Source organism: [Clostridium] clostridioforme AGR2157 (assembly GCF_000424325.1).
Taxonomy (GTDB): Bacteria; Bacillota; Clostridia; order Lachnospirales; family Lachnospiraceae; genus Enterocloster; species Enterocloster clostridioformis_A.
Map to the genome: position 1 here is coordinate 1 of NZ_AUJR01000071.1, position 19,316 is coordinate 19,316.

Consider the following 19,316-nt stretch of genomic DNA (forward strand, 5'->3'; position numbering starts at 1 on the left):
CGTCAAAGCTGCTGCAGGAAGAATTCCCGAAGTTGAAAAAGAAATATTGGGGACAGCATATATGGGGAAGAGGATATTTTTGCGGAACGGTAGGGGAAGTAGATCAAAAAATGATAGAAGAATATATAGAGAAGCAGGGAAAAGAAGAAGGCTACGATAATTTTTCGATAGGAGAAGAATGACTACTTCAGTAGGGCTTTAGTAGACTACAGTCTAAGAAGAAAGGGCTTCAGCCCTGCTGTGAGTTCAGTCGCAAAAGCAGGGGCTTTAGCCCCCACTGCGACTTTCAGTCGCTTAACGGCGGCCTTTAGGCCGCATCAACCCACCGGCTTTAGCCGGTGGTAGTTGAGTGCCTATCGGACTTGAGAGGAGGTGGGAGCGATGGCGCAGAGAGGCAGGAAGCCGAAGCCGACCGCATTGAAGATGCTGGAGGGGAATCCGGGCGGACGGCCGTTAAATACAAAAGAACCAAAGCCAGAGAAGAAGGCTCCACGCTGCCCTTCCTGGCTGGAAGACGAGGCGAAAAAAGAGTGGAAGCGTATGGCGAAGGTGCTGGAGAACATGGGGCTTCTGACAGAAATGGATATGGCGGCCTTTGCCGGGTACTGTCAGGCGTATGCCCGTTGGAAGGAAGCGGAGGAATTTCTGACGCAGCACGGTTCAATGGTGCGGACGCCAAATGGTTATTTGCAGCAGGTGCCGCAGGTATCCATTGCTCAGACCAATATGAAGATTATGCTGAAATTTTGTGAGCAGTTCGGTCTGACACCATCGGCCCGGAGCAGGATCGTTGGCGGAGAGAACGGCGATGAGGAAGATGAAATGGAGAAACTGCTGGAAGGAGGCGAATGCTGATGGATTTTCAATACACCCCTTCTCCCTTCATGCTTTCCACTTCACATTACGATGTGAAGCGGGCGGATCATGCGGTTGCCTTTATCCAGAACCTAAAACACACGAAAGGGAAATGGGATGGAAAACCATTTCTTCTGCTCCCGTGGCAGGAGCAGATTGTCCGGGATCTTTTTGGAATCGTAAAAGCCGATGGAAAGCGTCAATTCCGGAGTGCCTATATAGAGATACCAAAGAAGAACGGGAAGTCAGAACTGGCAGCAGCCATCGCACTGTATCTTCTCTATGGGGATGGAGAGGCAAGTGCGGAGGTATATGGCTGCGCTAATGACCGGAGCCAGGCATCTATCGTCTTTGATGTGGCTAAAAGAATGGTAGAGAAATGCCCGGCACTGTTAAAACGGTCAAAGATTGCTGCCGCTACAAAGCGGATCGTTAATTACCGGAATGCCGGGTTTTATCAGGTGCTTTCCGCTGAAACAGGAACGAAACATGGCTTGAATATTTCCGGACTGGTTTTTGATGAGATTCATGCACAGCCGAACCGGAAACTCTATGATGTTATGACCAAAGGTTCTGGCGATGCCCGTGAGCAGCCGCTGTTTTTTATCATCACTACTGCTGGGACAGATAAGGAGAGCATCTGCTATGAACTGCATACCAAGGCGCGGGATATCATGAATGGCCGGAAATCGGATCATTCTTTTTATCCAGTGATCTATGGGTTAAGTGAAGAGGATGATTGGAATGATGAGAAAAACTGGTATAAGGCCAATCCTTCCCTTGGACACACCATCAGTATTGACCGTGTCCGGGACGCTTACCGGGAGGCTTTGGATAATCCGGCAGAGGAAAATGTGTTCAAGCAGCTGAGATTGAATATTTGGACAAATTCTGCGGTGGCGTGGATACCGGAGCATATTTATGACAGGGGAAATCAGAAGATTGATTATACTTCCCTTCTGGGCCGGGACTGCTACGCCGGGCTTGACTTATCCTCCACTTCAGACATTACGGCGTTGGTGCTGGTGTTTCCTCCGAGGACGGAAGAGGAAAAGTATATTGTGCTTCCTTTTTTCTGGCTGCCGGAGGAAACACTGGAACTTCGCTGCCGCCGGGATCATGTCCTTTATGATGTGTGGGAGCGACAAGGGTATATTTTCACAACGGAGGGGAACGTGATCCATTACGGTTTTATTGAGCGGTTCATTGAGCAGCTGGGAGAAAAGTATCACATCATTGAAATTGCTTATGACCGTTGGAATGCTACACAGATGGTGCAGAACTTAGAAGATATGGGATTTACCATGGTTCCCTTTGGACAGGGATTTAAAGATATGTCCCCACCATCAAAAGAACTGTACAAACTGCTGATGGAAGGAAATATCATCCACGGCGGCAATCCGGTTCTCAAATGGATGGCCCAGAATGTGGTGATGCGGCAGGATCCGGCGGGCAATATTAAGCCGGATAAAGAAAAATCTGTGGAAAAAATCGATGGGATTGTGGCGTTAATTATGGGACTGGATCGTTGTATTCGTAGTTCACCGCCAACCAGTGTTTACGATACAAGAGGCATTCTCTTTATTTAGAAAGGGGCATGAGTGTTATGGGAATCTTATCAAGTTTATTTCGGTCAAGGGATAAGCCGTCTGACCGGACATCCGGCAGCAGTTATAGTTTCTTTATGGGAGGAAGTACCTCCGGAAAGCGGGTGAATGAGCGGACGGCCATGCAGATGACGGCGGTGTATTCCTGTGTAAGGATCCTGTCGGAGGCAGTGGCCAGCCTGCCCTTGCAATTTTATCGTTATACCGAGGATGGTGGGAAAGAAAAAGCGGTGGGACACCCGCTTTATTTTTTGCTCCATGATGAACCGAATCCGGAGATGACATCTTTTGTTTTTCGGGAAACGCTGATGACACACCTGATTTTATGGGGTAATGCCTACGCTCAAATTATTCGGAATGGAAGGGGAGAGGTGATCGCCTTATACCCTCTAATGGCAGACCGGATGTATGTGGATCGGGATGATAAAGGGCAGCTGTATTATGAGTACACGTTGAGTTCTGATGATGCGCCGACCATGAAAGGTTCTGTTGCGCGGCTTTCTCCTTATGAGGTGCTGCATATTCCGGGGCTGGGGTTTGATGGGCTGGTGGGATATTCGCCCATCGCTATGGCAAAGAATGCCATCGGCATGGCCATGGCCTGTGAGGAATATGGGGCGAAATTTTTTGCCAATGGCGCAGCACCGTCTGGGGTGTTGGAACATCCTGGAACCATTAAGGATCCCAGCCGGGTGCGGGAAAGCTGGCAGAGGACATTTGGGGGCTCCGGTAACGCCAATAAGGTGGCGGTACTGGAAGAAGGAATGAAATATACCCCGATCTCCATTTCGCCGGAGCAGGCACAGTTTTTGGAAACAAGAAAGTTTCAGCTGGATGAAATTGCCCGAATTTTCCGTGTGCCTCCCCACATGATTGGGGATCTGGAAAAATCCTCATTTAATAATATCGAGCAGCAGTCTATGGAATTTGTGAAATATACACTGGATCCCTGGGTGTCCCGCTGGGAACAGTCCATGGTGCGGTCTTTACTATCCAAGGAAGAGAAAAAGCAGTATTTTATCAAGTTCAATGTGGATGGATTGCTGCGTGGGGATTATCAGAGCCGGATGAACGGATATGCCACGGCAAGACAGAATGGATGGATGAGTGCCAATGACATCCGGGAATTGGAAAATTTGGACCGGATTCCGGCGGAGCAAGGAGGAGATTTGTATTTGATTAATGGAAATATGACAAAGTTGGAGGATGCTGGTCTGTTTGCAGCGGCTCCGGCAGGAAAGGAGGATCAGTCCGATGAAAAAGTTTTGGAAGTGGAAGAATCAGGCGGGAACACAGGAACGGACGCTGTTTCTGAACGGAACCATTGCGGAAGAGAGCTGGTATGACGATGAAGTCACGCCGGCTCTTTTTAAAGAGGAATTAATGGCAGGAAATGGAGATATTACGGTCTGGATTAACAGTCCAGGTGGGGACTGTGTGGCCGCAGCGCAGATCTATAACATGCTGATGGATTATCCTGGAAATGTAACCGTTAAAATCGATGGGATTGCGGCCAGTGCCGCTTCGGTGATTGCCATGGCAGGCACAAAGGTGCTGATCTCCCCGGTAGGCATGCTGATGATCCATAACCCGGCAACTCTTGCTTGGGGAGATTCCGGGGAGATGCAAAAAGCCATTGAGATGCTGGGAAGTGTGAAGGATTCCATTATCAACGCTTATGAAATCAAGACAGGCCTGTCCCGTACAAAGTTATCACACATGATGGATGCGGAGACTTGGATGGACGCCGGAAAAGCGGTGGAACTTGGTTTTGCCGATGGGATTCTTGCCAGGGCAGAACTGACGGAGAATGTGGAACCGATGACAATGTCCATGCTGTATTCCAAAGCCGCCGTGGTCAATTCCCTGATGGATAAGATTGCGGCGAAATGCATGACAAAACTGAAAACCGAACCTGCAGGCCGCAGCGTAGACAGTCTCTACGAGCGGCTTAATTTATTGAAAAATTAGGAGGACATGACGATGACGATTTTAGAATTGAGAGAAAAGAGGGCAAAGGCATGGGAGGCAGCGAAGGCTTTTCTGGATTCCCACAGGAATGAAAAAGGTGTGCTGTCTGCAGAGGATGACGCTGCCTACACCCGTATGGAACAGGAAATTACAGATCTTGGGAAAGAGATCGCCAGGCTGGAGCGGCAGGAAGCCTTTGAACGGGAACTGTCCCAGCCCCTGAATAAACCTCTGACGGGACGTCCCGTATCAGGCGGTGTGGAAAAAGAAAAGACCGGGCGTGCTTCGGAGGAGTATAAGGCCAACTTCTGGAATGCCATGCGTTCAAAAGTGCCGCTTCCCAGTGTGGTCAACGCTCTGGAGGAAGGGACGGATTCCGAGGGTGGTTATCTGGTCCCAGATGAGTATGAGCGTACCCTGGTGGAAGCCCTGGAAGAGGAAAATGTGTTCCGCCAGATGGCTAAAGTGATCCGCACTTCCAGCGGGGATCGGAAGATCCCGGTGGTGGCAACAAAGGGAACGGCGTCCTGGATCGATGAGGAAGGGGCGTATACGGAGAGCGATGATTCCTTTGGCCAGGTATCCATTGGGGCTTATAAGGTGGGTACCATGATTAAGGTATCCGAGGAACTTCTCAATGACAGCGTCTTTGACCTGGAATCTTATATCGCAAAAGAATTTGCCCGCCGGATCGGGGCGAAAGAGGAAGAAGCGTTTTTTACCGGAGACGGTTCCGGGAAGCCTTTGGGTGTCCTTGCGGCTACCGGTGGTGCCGAGACCGGGGTGACCGCCGCATCTTCCACGGCGGTGACAGCAGATGAACTGATGGATCTGTTCTATTCCCTGAAATCTCCGTACCGGAAGAAGGCAGTGTGGGTGCTGAACGATTCTACGATCAAGGCCGTTCGGAAACTGAAGGATTCTACCGGACAGTATCTGTGGCAGCCTTCCCTTGTGGCTGGTACGCCGGATACCCTCCTTGGAAGGCCGGTGAAGACCTCCGCCTACATGCCGGTGATTGCGGCGGGGGCAAAGACGATCGCATTCGGAGATTTCAGCTATTACTGGATCGCTGATCGGCAGGGACGCTCCTTTAAGCGCTTGAATGAACTGTACGCCGCCAACGGTCAGGTAGGCTTCCTTGGATCCCAGAGGGTGGACGGCAAGCTGGTGCTTTCCGAGGCCGTGAAAGTGCTGGCGCAGAAAGCAGGTTCCTGATGGATTGATGCGAGAAAAGGGCGGCATCCCCTTGTGTGGGGACGCTGTCGGTAAAAAAGGAGGACAGGAAGGTTGCTGGTGACACTGGAAGAAATGAAAAATTACCTCCGGGTGGATGACAATGAAGACGATGGGCTGATCACTACGCTTTTGGCGTCAGCGGAGCGGATGTGCATGGACATCCTGCGGATAGATGAAGAAAGCGGTCTGCAGGAAGCGGAGAATGGAAAACCGGCTGTGATGTATACGGTGGCCTATCTGTATGAACACCGGGAGGAAGCTGACCATCATGCCCTGACCCTGACGCTGCGCTCCCTGCTCTTTGGAAGCCGGAAGGAGGCGTTCTGATGGAGATTTCACTTTTGAATGTAAAAGTGACCTTCCAGAAAAACTCCGTAGTTGCGGACGATATTGGAAACCGCAGGAATGTTTGGGAGGATTATTATACCTGCCATGCCACGGTCAGTGGTGAGGGCGGGAATGAAAAGGCTGCCGCCGGATTGACGGTTGTGGATTCTGACATTGCTTTTACCATCCGTTTTTGTAAAAGGGCGGCGGAGGTGACAGCGGACGGTTTCCGTATCCTGTTTGGCGGGGAGATCTACAATATCGTGGCCGTGGATCACATGAACTATAGAAAGAAAGCGCTGAAGTTCCGGTGTGAGAAAGCGAGGCGGTAAACATGGGACAGAATGTACAGATCGGGGAGCTGGCAGACACCATTATGGAGACTTTGGAGGAATATGCGGATCTGGCTGCAGATAATGTGAAACAGGCAGTAAAAGATGCCGGGGAGACAGTAAAGAAAGAGATCCGTGCCAATGCTCCGAAGGATACCGGGGATTATGCGAAAAGCTGGGCGGTGAAGAAATCTAAAGAGACTTCCAACAGTATAACGATGACGGTTTATTCCAGGAATCGTTACTACCTGGCCCATTTGCTGGAATTTGGCCATGCCAAAAGAAATGGAGGGCGGGTCGCTGGAAAGAGCCATATTGCTCCGGCAGAAGAAAAGGGAATCCAGCAGTTGGAGGAAGAGGTTGAAAGGAGTCTTAGGGATGGATATGTTGCTATCAATTTTAAACAATATAGGAGTTCCTTATGCTTATGACCACTTTGCAGAAGGGGAAGCACCGGATCCGCCTTTCCTCTGTTATCTGCTTCCGGGGAGCGATAACTTTTCCGCAGACGGGAAGGTGTACCACAAGTTTACGGAAGTTCGGCTGGAACTGTATACGGATCTCAAAGACCTTGAAGCGGAGCAGAACGTGGAAGATGTTCTGGACGCAGCAGGGGTTTTTTATAACAAGTCGGAAACCTGGATTGACAGCGAGAAGCTGTATGAAGTTCTGTACGCTTTTGAAATGCCAGCAGACGGAGAAGGTGCTGGGAAAAACGGGAATGAGATGAAGGAGGCTGGAAATGTCTACGAAGAAAAATAAAGTCAAATTTAATATCTGCAACGTGCATTACGCACTGATTACGGCGGACGATGACGGAGATGTGACCTTTGGGACACCTGTGGCTATGCCGGGCGCAGTATCCCTGTCCCTAGAGCCAAACGGCGAGCCGTCCAACTTTTATGCGGATGGGTATGCCTATTATACGATCTCCAATAACATGGGCTATGAAGGGGATCTGGAACTGGCCATGGTGCCGGAGAGTTTCCGGACGGATGTGCTGAAGGAATCCCTGGATGCTGGTAGAGAGCGCCAATGTGGAAACAGCGAACTTTGCCCTGCTCTTTGAGTTTGACGGGGATGTGAAGAAGATCCGCCATGTGCTGTATAACTGCTCTGCGGCCAGGCCCAATATTGAGTCCACAACCAATGAGGAGGAGATTGAGGTACAGACGGAAACGCTGGCTATTACGGCGGCTCCCCTGGCAAATGGCTACGTGAAGGCCCGAACCGGAGACAGTACCACGGATACGGTTTATACAGGATGGTATACTTCTGTTTATATGCCTACGGTTACGGATTCGGATACCTCCGGGACGCAGCAGTCCGGCCAGCAGGGGGCGGAGGATGAGACAGGAGGGGAGACCTTATGAGCATGAAACGGAATATCACGATTGACGGGCAGGAGGTTCCTTTTAAGGCATCCGCCGCTATTCCCCGGATCTACCGGATGCGGTTCCATCGGGATATTTATAAAGACCTGCGAGATCTGGAAAAAGGGATCGATAAAAATGATCCGGAGAATTCGAATCTTGATCTGTTCTCTTTGGAAATGTTTGAGAACATCGCCTATGTGATGGCAAAGCACGCCGACCCTTCTATCCCGGATACACCGGAAGAATGGCTGGATGGGTTCAACACCTTTTCCATCTATCAGGTGCTGCCCCAGATCATTGAACTGTGGGGGCTGAACACGCAGACGGATGTGCAGGCTAAAAAAAACTTCGCCCGACTGACCGGGAAATGACAACGCCCCTGTTCCTCCTGCGGTGCGTGCAGCTGGGGCTGTCCATCCGGGATCTGGATCTGCTGACCATCGGGATGGTGAACGATATGTATGTGGAGAGCCGGAACGATGAGCATAAATATGCGGTGGTGGCTACGCAGGAGGATTTTGACAGGTTTTGAGTGCTTTTACTGGATCGTGAGGCCGTCTTAAATGCGGTAGCGGGTAATATCTTTCCAGTTTGTAGGGAATCCCATTATATCCAAAAGGGAAGATTCGCTGATCTGCCCGCTGTTTTTTATGTACTTATTGATAATACCGATTAATGCGCGTTTAAATTCCAGAAAGTCCTGTTTGGGGAGCAGGTAACGGAAAGCGATGACCAGACCGAACAGATCCCGTTTTCCGGAAAGATACTGATTCCCTTTTTTTGGTATATTTAGTTTCTGATGAAGCATTGTATCTGGAAAATCAATCTGGGTCCGGAAAGAATAAAGCCGTTCGTTATGTGCGCATACGTTCCGGAACAGGGTAAGGATTTTCAGATAACGTTCCAGGTTCTTTTCATTTACGCCTGGAAAATCTTTGCTGATACCGCTTTGCAGCTGGAAGGGGAGCAAGGCGTAAAACTTGGAAACCTGTCCATAAGTCAGGGTGTTGGTCAGCACCCATAGAGGAACATTATGGTAAACCTTCCGTTGGTGGATGACATAATTATGTTCTGTATTTTTATTTGCCTGGTAGGATAAGATCTGGATCAGGCGAGTGATATCAGCAGCATTCTTTTTTGTATGATTATAATTCCCAGGAGTGAGGTATGCGGTCTGCTGTTCGCCATGGAGACTGCAAAAATGGTAGGAAACAAGCTGCCGGATTTTACATTCTATTTCACACAAATATTTGAAAACAAGTTCACGCAGGGAAAGATCAAACTGGTACAGGGCATAGATATCCTCAAAAGAAGTATTATTCTGGTAAATACGGGTCATCGGGTTGATGAACGGTGTTTTATATCCGCCGATCAAGGAAAAATATCCGATATTTTTTAGGATTTCTTTTGCAGCTGCCCGGTCATGAATTTGAAGTTTTTTTTCGTTCTGAAGTTTATCAAGCTGCTGGTCGTATGTAAGAAACGGTTTTGACAAAGCTTTCCCCTCTTCCTGTTTTCAGAATAAAAAAAGGAGGGCCCGCAGGTCCTCCCCCGGTCTCAGTCCTCACGAGTATCTGAAACCTGATCACTAAGACAGAGTCTAGCACGGATCCACTCAAAAGTCAATGGCTTTTAGCAAATCCGGCAGCTTTGTCCTTTGATTATTGTATTCGAAGAGAAAAGAAAATATGCAAAGATTCCGCCCGGAGTAATCCGGGTATTTTCTATATTCATTTTCAGGAGGTAGTGACACATGGCAAGCCGGATCAAGGGCATTACAGTGGAGATCGGCGGCGATACCAGCGGACTGGAAAAGTCGCTTGCCGCAGTGAACAATTCCATAAAGAAGACCCAGAGCCAGCTTCGGGATGTGAACAACCTTCTGAAACTTGATCCGTCCAATACCATTCTTCTGGCGCAGAAGCAGGAGCTTCTGCAGTCCGCGATTGGAGATACGGAAAAGAAGCTGGAAGCCCTGGAACAGGCTCAGGAGGATGTGGCGAAAGCCTTTGAGCGGGGCGACCTGGGGAAAGACCAGTACATGGCTTTCCAGCGGGAGGTTGAGGAAACCAGAGGTGCGCTGAACCGGTATAAGGCGGATCTGTCCGGTTTGCAGTCAGAGCAGGAGCGGCTGTCATCTAATACGGAGCGGCTGAATAAACTGTTTGCCACTACGGGTTCCAGTGTGGATGATTATGCCGATGTGCTGGGAAGCCGCCTGGTGACGGCGATCCGGAATGGGACGGCTTCGTCTGACCAGCTGAAAACAGCTGTGGAGAAGATTGGGAAAGCAGTCACCGGCGGGAAGGCAGATATCAAGCAGCTGACAGATGCCCTGGATACGGTGGATGACGGGCAGGCGGTACGAAATCTGATCAATGATCTGAATGATGTGGGGAATGCTGCTCAGGACGCTGCGGATGATATCGGGGAAATTGCCCAAGCAACGAAAGGTACAGCTCTGATGGAAGCCGCTGATCAGTTATCTGTGGTCGGGGATAAGATCCAGGATGTGGGCGATAAGGCGGTATCCGCTTATGCGGAGACAGAGACTGCTGTTTCCAAAGTGAACGCTTACTTTGGGGAGACCGGGAAGGCGGCGGAAGCCAGCGCTGAAATTGTGAAAAACGTGTACGGCTCCGGCGTGGGCCAGAGCATGGATGCGGTGGCGGAAGCGGTCATCATGGTCAAGAAAAACCTGGGGGATCTGGGGAATACAGATCTGACCAACCTGACGCAACAGGCGCTGACTTTGGAAGAACTATACGGGATTGATATGAATGAGACCCTGAGGGGCGTCAACTCTTTGATGAAGCAGTATGGCCTGACCGCCCAGGAGGCCATGGATTATATTGTCCGGGGTACCCAGAACGGCCTGGATAAGACCAATGAACTGGGGGATAACCTGTCTGAGTATGCCGGGAAATTTGAGCAGGCAGGGTATTCGGCTTCGGAGTATTTCCAGCTTTTGCAGAATGGTCTGGAAGGCGGGGCTTATAACCTGGATAAGGTCAATGACGCGATCAATGAGGTGACGACCCGTCTGGCGGACGGCACGATTGGGGAATCTCTTGATCTGTACTCGGAAAAGACGCAGGGGCTATTCCTTGCCTGGCAGAATGGGGAGGCGACCCAGAAGCAGGTCATTGACTCGATTGTATCGGATATTGGAAGCTGCACCAGCCAGCAGGAAGCGTTGAATATGGCGGCGAAGGCTTTTGGAACCATGGCTGAGGATGGGAACCTGAAATTCATTACGTCCCTGACCTCTGTGGGGGAGGCGTATGATAGTGTTACTGGCTCAGCGGAAAATCTGTTTACCCAGACCCAGACGCCTATGCAGGAGATGGAGGCGAATACCCGGAAACTGCAGCAGGCGCTAGTTCCCCTTGGGGAAAAGATCGTAGAGCTGGCCAATGTGGTACTGCCTCCTCTGGTGGCGATTATTACGGCAGTGAGCGAGGTGTTCGTCATGCTGCCGGAACCTGTGCAGAATTTTGTGGTGATCCTTGGAGCGCTGCTCGCAGCGTTTACTGCGCTTACGCCAGTAATTGCAGCTCTGGCAGTTTCCTTCGGGGCGCTGAACATTTCTCTGCTCCCGGTGATCGGTATTATTGCCGGGGTGGCTGCAGCCATTGCCGGGATCATTGCTATTGTAAAAAACTGGGGTGCAATTACGGAATGGTTCGGAAACTTGTGGCAGGCGGTATCGGAAAAGCTGATGGAATTGTGGAATGGGCTGGTGGTCTTTTTTACGGAGACGATGCCGGCGGCGTTTCAGAAGTTCATCGGCTTTTTCTCGTCTATCCCGGACTGGTGGAGCGGTTTGTGGTCGCAGGTCTCCTCCTTCTTTTCGGATACCTGGAATACCATTTTGCAAAATCCGATTGTCCAGTTGGTGGTGGATACGGTCACCTCTTTGTGGGAAAACGCAAAGAATACCCTGCATGGCATCTGGTCGGGGATTTGCGACATTGCCGCCGGTGCCTGGGAGCTGCTGAGAAATGTGATCCTTGCCCCGGTGCTTCTGCTGATCGATTTGGTGACGGGGAATTTCTCCCAGCTTGCCTCTGATGCGGCGCATATCTGGAACAATATCAAAAATACGGCTTCCCAGATCTGGTCGGGAATCCGGCAGGTGGTAGTTTCTGCGGCTTCGGGACTAAAGCAGGGTGTGGAAACAGTGCTTTCGGCACTCTCGCAGTTTGCTTCCCAGATCTGGTGGGCGATGAAGCAGACAGCATCTTCTGTCTGGAACGGCATCAAGACTACGGTGGTGAATATCGCATCCATGCTGCGTGAAGCGGCGGTGTCCGCCTTCCAGCGGATGGTTTCCGGGATCGGCTCTGCCCTTTCCGGGCTGTATTCGGTTGTAAGCAGTGGATTTTCTTCCGCCATCCGGTTTATTACCGGTCTGCCGGGGCAGGCGTTCCAGTGGGGCAAGGATTTCATCCAGGGACTGATCAACGGAATTTCCAGCATGATCCAGAGTGTGATCAACACGGTTTCTGGTCTGGCTGACCGGATCCGTTCTTTCCTGCACTTCTCTGCTCCGGATGAGGGGCCGCTGGCAGATTATGAGACCTGGATGCCGGACTTCATGAAAGGGCTTGCAAGCGGCATTGAGAAAAACCGGAACCTGGTGGAAAAAGCTGTCCGGGATGTGGCTTCGGATATGGTACTTTCACCGAAAGTAAATGGGATGGAGTATGGCTATGCCGAAGGTGCTTTATCCGGCGGGAATATGTCCGACCTAATCTCCGGGATTTCTTCTGCGGTGTCAGAAGCATTGGCAGGATTTTCCGGCCCGCAGGGAAATATTGTGATCCCGGTATATGTGGGCGGTACACTTTTAGATGAGCTGGTTGTAACGGCGCAGGCGCGGCAGAACCTGCGGTCGGGAGGGAGGTAACCTATGGCATTTATACAGTATCTGACTTTTGACGGGACAGCCCTTCCGCTGCCGGATTCTTATGAAGTACAGATGGATGACGTGGAGGCGGATTCTGGCGGGGAGACGGAGGCCGGGACGGTGCAGCGGGATGTGGTGCGTGCAGGAGTGGTGAGTATCCCGGTGACGGGGTGACCATGAACCTGGGAGTAAATCCATTACTGCAGTTTGGCCTGGAAGAGACCAGGGCAGAACTGTGCGGGAACATCCTGGATGCCCTTTCCAAAGTGAACTATGTGCCTTTTGATTCAGATACCATCGGAAATCCGGCATTGGATCTGGGAGATGTGCTGACCTTCTCCGGCGGGCAGGCGGATGCCCAGCGGATCACCTGTGTGACGTCTTTTACGGTTAAGATCGGCGGGCGGCAGAGCCTGAAATGCGTGGGGAAGAATCCAAGACTTTCCCAGGCAAAGTCCAAGAACGATAAAAATATTTCCGGCCTGCTTAACCAGATCGAGGCGGGAAAGATCGGCATCCACACCTTTACCAATGCCTCTGAGTATACCATCGTTGAGACGGATGTGCGGATCATCAGCATTGAGTTCGCTTCCAAAGAAGAGAATCACGCCCAGTTCTTCGGCCAGGTGGTGGTGGATGTTGCGGCTGATCCGGCCGCAAGGTCAGCCAATGCCAGCGGCACGATTGTGATCCCGTTCCCCTCTGGGGAGAGTGAGGGCAGTGAACCGTCCGGGACGGCTCCGGTAGGAAGTGAGGCGGGAACTTCCAGCTCTGCTGTTGATGCGGCTGGCACGGATATTTCTGTAGATGTGAGCCTGCCGGTCACCTGGATGGAGGACGGGAAGGCAGTCTGCTATGTCACCTTTGAACTGAACAATGCGGAGATCCTGCTCCATCATCCGGTGGAGACCTGGCACAGCGGAAAGCACATCCTGTCTTTGTATTACCCGATTGAAAATATCGTGCCGAATATTACAAACACTTTCAATGTGTACCTGCGGATGGAGGACGGCTCCGGAAGTGTGGGAATCGGGGACTGTATTGCTTCCATCAGCGGCCAGGCTATGGCGGCGGCTGCGGCGTGGGACGGCAGGATCGATATTGAGGAAACTGTGGGGCTGTTTTCTGTGGGCGGCGGCCTGCAGGGAAAGGGCTTTACGGATGTGATGGCAGTGGAAACAATGGAACTGGTGCAGAGAAGTTACTCAGATATCCTGAGCGTGAAGCCGAAGATCGGGGCGTTCTGCCGGCCGGTGACGCTGCCGGTATCCAGTGACTCAGAATGATGGGAGGGAAATAGACATGACGTTAAAAGGCGTGATGACAATCGAACTGACGGACGCGAATACCGGGGCGATGGAAACGGTCACGGAGGAGAACATGATTACAGAGTCCGTCAATAACATCCTGGGGTTAAACCCTATGGGTATCTTTTATGCGGCAACTGGGGAGTATGACGATGCGGTCCTCTGGAACGGGAACCTTCTTCCCATCTGCCCCAACATGATCGGCGGCATCCTGCTCTTTTCCGAAGCTCTGACAGAGGATGAGGAACTGTTGTATGAAAGTTCCGATAACCTGCCAGTGGCCTACGCTTCCAATAATGTCAATTCTACAGCGAATCTGGCCAGGGGTAGCCTGAACTTGACGGAGAGCATGGCTCTTTCCAACGGCTATAAGTTTGTGTGGGAGTTTACGCCCAACCAGGGCAACGGTACGATCGCGGCGGTGGCGCTGACCAGCGCTCTTGGCGGGCAGAATGGTTTTGGGAGCCCTGTGGGGGATGCCAGTACCTTCCTTCAGCTAAAGGCGGCGGATATCGGGTCAATCCCGGACGCTAATAAGATGGTGCTGTTTGAGGCGGTGGAGATGGATTTTGAGAACAGCCTGCTGTATTCCATCACCTTTGAGAATGCGGGCGTCCGGATCCGGAAGCTGCGGATCCCGGTGTTTTCCATCGGGCTGAATGAGAAGCTGGACGATTCCACTTATACCGTCCTGGATGATGAGGTGCTGACGCCGGAGACCTTTGAATTTTTGGGAAGTTATACCAAGTATGGGGAATTCATGGATGGGCAGGACGGATACTGGTACGGGTTTTCCAATGAGGGGAATTCTTCCGGGGACGCTGCGATGCTCTGGATCAAGATTTCCAAAACAGATTATTCCTTTACAGAGGGGCAGTGGACGCTGTCCAATGCCAAGCTGATGGATGTGGGAAACCGGGAAAATGGTACCTTTGCGGAGCGGGTAGTGAAATGCTGCGTCCGGGGCGGATATCTGTTTGTACCAGCCTATGACAAGACGGGGATCTATAAGATCAGCCTGTCCAATTCCACAGATGTGACGCTGATCAATTTCGGTTTTACCTCCCAGTGGAAGCCCCTTTGCGAGACCGGTTCCTGCGAACTGTATCTGACACTGGTCGGGGATTTGATCATCGGCGGGGATTTCCAGATCACGGCGGAGGACACAGTGATCCAGACTCAGGGAAGTGTGCGGCTCAATAACGCCGCGACGCCCCTGTTCCAGTACAAGAATTTCCTGTTTGGATGGGGCGGCAGCTATGGCAATGAGTACCGGACGGCTTATCTTTTGACGCCGTACCTGGCGTCCATCAATAACCTTTCCTCAGCAGTGGTGAAGACGGTGGATAAGACCATGAAGATCACCTACACGCTGACGGAGGAGTGAGGGGGATCAGCGGCGTCGCTTTGGGGAGTCCCCGGAGATGAGAATGTATTCCTGCTGTGGCTCTGCTACACGCTGGAGTTCCTGGCTTTCTTTTTCCAGCCGGAATTGGAGGCTTCGGATTTCAGCGGCTTTGCTGTCCAACTCCTTCTGGGCTTCCATGCGCTGTTTCTCAGCCAGTTCCGTTTCGGTCATGGGGCGGATACACAGGGAACCTTCCCCATATTCGACCACAATGGTACTTCCGATGGAAAAGCCAAGTTCTTCCAGCCAACGCCCCTCCATCTGAATTTTAGGGACCTGGGTGTAGGAACCACCGGAAAGGCGGCTGGTGTATGCGACTTTGATATGTTTCTTGTTCATGAGCGTACCTCCTGTTCCTCTGTTTTGTGGTGTTTCCTGCGGCGCTTCCGATAAGCCCTTTCCCTGCCAAGCCAATAGGTGTCATGGGACCGGATCTTTTGGATGCAGCCAGAAAGCGTTGCTCCATGTCCGTGTTCATGGTAAGGGGTTCCTCTGCGATGGGTGTGATAGATCCGGCAGCTTCTGAAATGCGGGTATTCTTCCAGAAGGATATGCCAGCAGTGGCCGGTGTTGTTTGATTGGAGTGTTACGGCACTCCCATTTGATGCGATGATGGAAAAATAGACGGGATCAATGGCTTTCAATTCCTTTGGCGTAAACATTTTTTCCTCCTTCCTGCCAAGGGCTTTTGGTGATTGTATTTATCACTCTACCTGGCAGGAATAGCAACCTGATTCTGTGCCATAAACTGCACAAATCTCCGTAATGGAGATTGTGCAGCTTAGACACTTCACATAGCAACCTGCAGGCAGGCGCTCAGAGATGGGCGTCTTTTCTTATGGAACGAAAGCGAGGTATTTGTAATGAAAGAATTTTGGAACATGGTCCAGATGGTATTTGCCGCTGTGGGCGGATGGCTGGGGTATTTCCTTGGCGGGAATGACGGGCTGCTGATCGCCCTGGTGCTATTTGTGGCGGTGGATTATCTGACCGGTGTGATGTGTGCCATTTCTGATAAGACGCTGTCCAGCAACGTAGGCTTTAGGGGCATCTGCAGGAAGGTGCTGATCTTCCTTTTGGTAGGGATCGCCAACATCCTGGATGTCCATGTCATTGGCACTGGATCGGTACTTCGGACGGCTGTGAGCTTTTTCTATATCTCCAATGAGGGCGTGAGTCTGATGGAGAATGCGGCACATCTGGGGCTTCCGGTGCCGGGGAAGATCAAGACTGTCCTGGAACAGCTTCATGACCGGGCAGAAAAAACAGAAACGGAGGAGAAATGAGATGAAGTTAGTACAGAGTATTTTAACGAAAAATCCATGCTATACGGCGGGTAGAAAGATCACAGTCAAGGGGCTGATGCTCCATTCCGTGGGTTGCCCGCAGCCGAAGGCGTCTGTGTTTATCAATAGCTGGAATAGCCCATCCTATGACAGCGCCTGTGTCCATGGGTTTATTGACGGCAATGACGGCACGGTGTACCAGACCCTTCCCTGGAACCACCGGGGCTGGCACTGCGGCTCCGGCAGCAGGGGCAGCGGGAACAACACCCATATCGGTGTGGAGATGTGCGAGCCTGCCTGTATCCAGTACACGTCAGGCTCAAACTTTACCTGTTCCGATCTGTCCACGGCAAGGGCTGTGGCAAAACGCACCTATGAGGCGGCAGTGGAACTGTTCGCCATGCTGTGCAAGCAGCATAATCTGAATCCGACCGCAGACGGTGTGATCGTCAGCCACAGAGAGGGCCACAGCCGTGGAATTGCATCCAACCATGGCGATCCGGAGCATCTCTGGAACGGCCTTGGTATGGGATATACCATGGACGGATTCCGTAAGGCAGTGAAGGCTGCCATGGGTGGAAGCACGGCCGGAGGTGGTTCTTCTTCTGGCAGCAGTGGTTCTGGGACTTCCGGTTTCCCAGCGGTTCCCTTTACGGTAAAGGTACTCATTCCGGATTTGAACTACCGGTCTGCCCCGTCCATGAGCGGAAGTGTAAAGGGTCAGACAGGAAAAGGAATTTTTACCATTGTGGAAGTGAAAAATGGCTGGGGCCGTTTAAAAAGTGGAGCAGGCTGGATTTATCTGGAGAATCCATCTTACTGCACCGTGCAGTCCTCCGGTTCTGGAAGCAGTTCCTCCAGTGGATCTTTTTTGGTGCAGGTATCCGCAACAGACCTGAACATCCGGAAAGGTCCGGGAACCAACTATGGAACTACTGGAAAGTACACTGGAAAAGGAACCTTCACGATTGTGGAGACCAGATCGGGACAGGGGTCCAATGCAGGCTGGGGCAAACTGAAATCCGGAGCCGGATGGATCAGCCTAGATTATGCTAAACGAGTGTAAAAGAAAGTGAAGAGTGCCGGGCAGGAGAGAAACAATCCCCTGTCCGGCAAAATTTTTGCAGGGGATAAGTTTGGCGAGAGTGGAAGCAAAAACCGGTGGAAATGGTGAAACTGCTTGACTTTCATGGGCTTCAGAGTGATAGATAGACTACCAAAAAAGTAGAAAGGAGAACTTGTAAAAATGGTAATAGCAGGAAGAGTGAACCGGGTGGCTTTTTACTGCCGTATGAATCATAGGAATCATGATTATACCCAGTTTTTGGATGATGTAAAAAAACGGTTGGAAAGAGCCTATGGAAAACAGGAATGGGAACTGAAAATCTATTTTGAAGAAGCCTCTGGCGCTGATCCGGACAGAAAGGAGTTCAACCGTCTGAAACAGGAAATATCACAAGATCAGATTGATGTAGTGGTTTCTGTCCGGGCGGCGATGATCGCCAGGGATTGGGGACAGTTTATGGAGTTTATGGAAATCTGTGAAAAGGCGCAGGTGGAAGTCCTCTGTTTGGATGAAGTGGAAGATGCAGGGCGTATTTTTCAAAGGATTCAGAAATTTATTACGGCTTATTTTGGGGGAAGTGAAGAAGTATGCGAATAAGGATTATCACTGCGGTTCCTACAGCAGAAAAGAAAAAAAGAGTTTGCGCTTATGCCAGGGTTTCCACTGACAGCAGAAGGCAGGAGGAATCTCTGGAAAACCAGACAGCAACCTACGAAAGATTGATCCGGTCGAATCCGGAATATGAGTTTGCTGGTGTCTATGCAGATCAGGGAATCTCTGGATATTGTGAGAACCGGCCGCAGTTCCAGAAGATGCTGGAGAGAGCAAGAGCAGGGGAGATCGATCTGATCATAACAAAGTCCATATCAAGGTTTGCGCGAAATACCGTCACCGTTCTGAAAGTTGCGAGAGAACTGAAAGAACTGGGTGTCGGTATTTTTTTTGAAGAACAGAATATCAACACTCTTTCAGGAGACGGCGAGATGATGCTTGCTGTCCTCGCTTCTTTTGCCCAGGAAGAGAGCAGGAGCATGAGTGAAAACAATAAATGGAGCATCAAGAAGAAATTTGAGCGGGGAGAGGTGATGATCACCACTTCCCGTTTTTGCGGCTATGACAAAAACGAATACGGGGATTTGGTGGTGAATGGCAAAGAGGCAGAGATTGTCCGGCTGTCTTTTGACCTTTATCTGATGGCCGTAGGAAGCACCAGAATTGCGAGCCTGCTGGATTATCTTGGGGTTCCTACAGTGACAGGGGGAACCTGGGAAGGCGGGACTATTAGCGGAATGATCGCCAATGTGTTTTTTGTCAAGCACTTTTCCCTAAAAAAAGCGTCAGAATTCCCTTTTTTCAGCAAGGGAATTTCCCTGCTTTCGGCGGGCATTGATTATGCGTCCCGGCGCATGAGGGCATGTTCCATCCGGTAGCTCTTTCCTTCAAATATCAGGAGATGTCCATGATGGACAAGGCGGTCGATCATGGCTGCGGCCATCTGGTCATCCGTAAAGATACCGCCCCATTTCGAGAACTCCAGATTTGTGGTAAGAATCAAGCTTTTACTTTCGTAACTGTCGGATATAACCCTGAATAGCAGCTGTGAACCATCCTTATCAACTGGAACATAGCC

The 19,316-nt window shown here is 50.9% G+C and carries 23 protein-coding genes and 2 pseudogenes; 21 read left to right on the plus strand and 4 right to left on the minus strand.

What is annotated here, in order from left to right; genetic code table 11:
- From G614_RS0121420 to G614_RS32065, 13 genes and pseudogenes are all read left to right on the plus strand, one after another.
- A partial coding sequence (locus G614_RS0121420; protein WP_027643576.1) for a transposase occupies positions 1-182 on the plus strand: 182 nt, incomplete at its 5' end.
- A 199-nt stretch (positions 183-381) separates the two neighbouring features.
- On the plus strand, positions 382-855 hold the full coding sequence (locus G614_RS0121425) for a phage terminase small subunit P27 family (protein WP_027643577.1): 474 nt from the start codon (positions 382-384) through the stop codon (positions 853-855).
- A complete protein-coding gene (locus G614_RS0121430) occupies positions 855-2,444 on the plus strand; it encodes a terminase large subunit (RefSeq protein WP_027643578.1) in 1,590 nt (529 codons plus the stop codon). The genes G614_RS0121425 and G614_RS0121430 overlap by 1 nt, the downstream gene beginning before the upstream one ends.
- A 17-nt stretch (positions 2,445-2,461) precedes the next feature.
- Entirely contained in the window at positions 2,462-3,808 is a 1,347-nt protein-coding gene (locus tag G614_RS0121435) for a phage portal protein (protein ID WP_027643579.1), read from the plus strand.
- Positions 3,717-4,433 (plus strand): head maturation protease, ClpP-related, encoded by a 717-nt coding sequence (locus G614_RS0121440; RefSeq protein WP_044918503.1) that lies wholly within the window; start codon positions 3,717-3,719, stop codon positions 4,431-4,433. The genes G614_RS0121435 and G614_RS0121440 overlap by 92 nt, the downstream gene beginning before the upstream one ends.
- A 12-nt stretch (positions 4,434-4,445) precedes the next feature.
- On the plus strand, positions 4,446-5,651 hold the full coding sequence (locus G614_RS0121445; protein WP_027643581.1) for a phage major capsid protein: 1,206 nt from the start codon (positions 4,446-4,448) through the stop codon (positions 5,649-5,651).
- A 72-nt stretch (positions 5,652-5,723) separates the two neighbouring features.
- The gene (locus G614_RS0121450) at positions 5,724-5,999 is read left to right on the plus strand and encodes a head-tail connector protein (protein WP_027643582.1); all 276 of its coding nucleotides are present in this window, start codon (positions 5,724-5,726) and stop codon (positions 5,997-5,999) included.
- Positions 5,999-6,331 (plus strand): phage head closure protein, encoded by a 333-nt coding sequence (locus G614_RS0121455; RefSeq protein ID WP_027643583.1) that lies wholly within the window; start codon positions 5,999-6,001, stop codon positions 6,329-6,331. The genes G614_RS0121450 and G614_RS0121455 overlap by 1 nt, the downstream gene beginning before the upstream one ends.
- Before the next feature lie 2 nt (positions 6,332-6,333).
- Entirely contained in the window at positions 6,334-6,762 is a 429-nt protein-coding gene (locus G614_RS28360) for an HK97 gp10 family phage protein (protein ID WP_044918505.1), read from the plus strand.
- Positions 6,710-7,093, plus strand: a complete 384-nt coding sequence (locus tag G614_RS28365; RefSeq protein ID WP_044918506.1) for a hypothetical protein — start codon at positions 6,710-6,712, stop codon at positions 7,091-7,093. Before G614_RS28360 ends, G614_RS28365 begins: the two co-directional genes overlap by 53 nt.
- A pseudogene (locus G614_RS34710) lies at positions 7,074-7,704 on the plus strand (major tail protein). The gene G614_RS28365 and the pseudogene G614_RS34710 overlap by 20 nt, the downstream one beginning before the upstream one ends.
- A complete protein-coding gene (locus G614_RS0121475; protein ID WP_027643584.1) occupies positions 7,701-8,078 on the plus strand; it encodes a hypothetical protein in 378 nt (125 codons plus the stop codon). Before G614_RS34710 ends, G614_RS0121475 begins: the two are co-directional and overlap by 4 nt.
- Complete coding sequence (locus G614_RS32065; protein WP_166430228.1) at positions 8,075-8,239, plus strand: hypothetical protein; 165 nt, start codon at positions 8,075-8,077, stop codon at positions 8,237-8,239. Before G614_RS0121475 ends, G614_RS32065 begins: the two co-directional genes overlap by 4 nt.
- 27 nt (positions 8,240-8,266) lie before the next feature.
- On the opposite strand, the gene G614_RS0121485 is transcribed toward G614_RS32065, so the two are convergent.
- Positions 8,267-9,202 carry an Abi family protein gene (locus G614_RS0121485; RefSeq protein ID WP_027643585.1) on the minus strand — a complete coding sequence of 312 codons (936 nt, stop codon included), beginning with the start codon at positions 9,200-9,202 and terminating at the stop codon, positions 8,267-8,269.
- Positions 9,203-9,460: 258 nt separating this feature from the next.
- On the opposite strand from G614_RS0121485, the gene G614_RS28375 reads away from it, so the two are divergent.
- The 4 genes and pseudogenes from G614_RS28375 to G614_RS0121505 all read left to right on the plus strand — a co-directional run bounded on the left by G614_RS28375 (position 9,461) and on the right by G614_RS0121505 (position 15,313).
- Positions 9,461-12,619: a phage tail tape measure protein gene (locus tag G614_RS28375; protein ID WP_049948090.1), complete on the plus strand. Its 3,159-nt coding sequence runs from the start codon at positions 9,461-9,463 to the stop codon at positions 12,617-12,619.
- 3 nt (positions 12,620-12,622) lie between these two features.
- Entirely contained in the window at positions 12,623-12,793 is a 171-nt protein-coding gene (locus G614_RS31480) for a hypothetical protein (protein WP_155245101.1), read from the plus strand.
- A pseudogene (locus tag G614_RS28380) lies at positions 12,778-13,905 on the plus strand (hypothetical protein); the annotation flags it as partial. The gene G614_RS31480 and the pseudogene G614_RS28380, both read left to right, overlap by 16 nt.
- A 16-nt stretch (positions 13,906-13,921) precedes the next feature.
- A complete protein-coding gene (locus tag G614_RS0121505; RefSeq protein ID WP_027643586.1) occupies positions 13,922-15,313 on the plus strand; it encodes a hypothetical protein in 1,392 nt (463 codons plus the stop codon).
- A 6-nt stretch (positions 15,314-15,319) separates the two neighbouring features.
- Here G614_RS0121505 and G614_RS0121510 read toward each other — a convergent pair whose 3' ends face one another.
- Together G614_RS0121510 and G614_RS28385 are read right to left on the minus strand one after the other, a co-directional pair.
- Positions 15,320-15,673 (minus strand): SymE family type I addiction module toxin, encoded by a 354-nt coding sequence (locus G614_RS0121510; RefSeq protein ID WP_027643587.1) that lies wholly within the window; start codon positions 15,671-15,673, stop codon positions 15,320-15,322.
- A complete protein-coding gene (locus G614_RS28385; RefSeq protein ID WP_044918508.1) occupies positions 15,670-15,996 on the minus strand; it encodes a hypothetical protein in 327 nt (108 codons plus the stop codon). Before G614_RS28385 ends, G614_RS0121510 begins: the two co-directional genes overlap by 4 nt.
- Before the next feature lie 201 nt (positions 15,997-16,197).
- Between G614_RS28385 and G614_RS0121520 the strand changes: the two genes are divergently transcribed.
- The 4 genes from G614_RS0121520 to G614_RS28390 all read left to right on the plus strand — a co-directional run bounded on the left by G614_RS0121520 (position 16,198) and on the right by G614_RS28390 (position 19,116).
- The gene (locus tag G614_RS0121520) at positions 16,198-16,620 is read left to right on the plus strand and encodes a phage holin family protein (protein ID WP_027643588.1); all 423 of its coding nucleotides are present in this window, start codon (positions 16,198-16,200) and stop codon (positions 16,618-16,620) included.
- A gap of 1 nt (position 16,621) precedes the next feature.
- Positions 16,622-17,686, plus strand: coding sequence for a peptidoglycan recognition family protein (locus tag G614_RS0121525; RefSeq protein WP_027643589.1), 1,065 nt, complete (start codon positions 16,622-16,624; stop codon positions 17,684-17,686).
- A gap of 180 nt (positions 17,687-17,866) precedes the next feature.
- Positions 17,867-18,283 (plus strand): recombinase family protein, encoded by a 417-nt coding sequence (locus G614_RS0121530; protein WP_027643590.1) that lies wholly within the window; start codon positions 17,867-17,869, stop codon positions 18,281-18,283.
- Positions 18,274-19,116, plus strand: coding sequence for a recombinase family protein (locus G614_RS28390; RefSeq protein WP_330367049.1), 843 nt, complete (start codon positions 18,274-18,276; stop codon positions 19,114-19,116). The genes G614_RS0121530 and G614_RS28390 overlap by 10 nt, the downstream gene beginning before the upstream one ends.
- Here G614_RS28390 and G614_RS30570 read toward each other — a convergent pair.
- Positions 19,077-19,316: ATP-binding protein (locus G614_RS30570; RefSeq protein ID WP_162142787.1), on the minus strand; the 240-nt coding region annotated here is incomplete at its 5' end. The genes G614_RS28390 and G614_RS30570 overlap by 40 nt on opposite strands.

Excerpts from the sequence above, each read along its gene's own strand:
- G614_RS0121425 (WP_027643577.1), top strand. The coding sequence starts at position 382 with ATGGCGCAGAGAGGCAGGAAGCCGAAGCCGACCGCATTGAAGATGCTG.
- G614_RS0121430 (WP_027643578.1), top strand. The coding sequence starts at position 855 with ATGGATTTTCAATACACCCCTTCTCCCTTCATGCTTTCCACTTCACAT.
- G614_RS0121435 (WP_027643579.1), top strand. The coding sequence starts at position 2,462 with ATGGGAATCTTATCAAGTTTATTTCGGTCAAGGGATAAGCCGTCTGAC.
- G614_RS0121440 (WP_044918503.1), top strand. The coding sequence starts at position 3,717 with ATGAAAAAGTTTTGGAAGTGGAAGAATCAGGCGGGAACACAGGAACGG.
- G614_RS0121445 (WP_027643581.1), top strand. The coding sequence starts at position 4,446 with ATGACGATTTTAGAATTGAGAGAAAAGAGGGCAAAGGCATGGGAGGCA.
- G614_RS0121455 (WP_027643583.1), top strand. The coding sequence starts at position 5,999 with ATGGAGATTTCACTTTTGAATGTAAAAGTGACCTTCCAGAAAAACTCC.
- G614_RS28360 (WP_044918505.1), top strand. The coding sequence starts at position 6,334 with ATGGGACAGAATGTACAGATCGGGGAGCTGGCAGACACCATTATGGAG.
- G614_RS28365 (WP_044918506.1), top strand. The coding sequence starts at position 6,710 with ATGGATATGTTGCTATCAATTTTAAACAATATAGGAGTTCCTTATGCT.
- G614_RS0121475 (WP_027643584.1), top strand. The coding sequence starts at position 7,701 with ATGAGCATGAAACGGAATATCACGATTGACGGGCAGGAGGTTCCTTTT.
- G614_RS32065 (WP_166430228.1), top strand. The coding sequence starts at position 8,075 with ATGACAACGCCCCTGTTCCTCCTGCGGTGCGTGCAGCTGGGGCTGTCC.
- G614_RS28375 (WP_049948090.1), top strand. The coding sequence starts at position 9,461 with ATGGCAAGCCGGATCAAGGGCATTACAGTGGAGATCGGCGGCGATACC.
- G614_RS31480 (WP_155245101.1), top strand. The coding sequence starts at position 12,623 with ATGGCATTTATACAGTATCTGACTTTTGACGGGACAGCCCTTCCGCTG.
- G614_RS0121505 (WP_027643586.1), top strand. The coding sequence starts at position 13,922 with ATGACGTTAAAAGGCGTGATGACAATCGAACTGACGGACGCGAATACC.
- G614_RS0121510 (WP_027643587.1), bottom strand. The coding sequence starts at position 15,673 with ATGAACAAGAAACATATCAAAGTCGCATACACCAGCCGCCTTTCCGGT.
- G614_RS28385 (WP_044918508.1), bottom strand. The coding sequence starts at position 15,996 with ATGTTTACGCCAAAGGAATTGAAAGCCATTGATCCCGTCTATTTTTCC.
- G614_RS0121520 (WP_027643588.1), top strand. The coding sequence starts at position 16,198 with ATGAAAGAATTTTGGAACATGGTCCAGATGGTATTTGCCGCTGTGGGC.
- G614_RS0121525 (WP_027643589.1), top strand. The coding sequence starts at position 16,622 with ATGAAGTTAGTACAGAGTATTTTAACGAAAAATCCATGCTATACGGCG.
- G614_RS0121530 (WP_027643590.1), top strand. The coding sequence starts at position 17,867 with ATGGTAATAGCAGGAAGAGTGAACCGGGTGGCTTTTTACTGCCGTATG.
- G614_RS28390 (WP_330367049.1), top strand. The coding sequence starts at position 18,274 with ATGCGAATAAGGATTATCACTGCGGTTCCTACAGCAGAAAAGAAAAAA.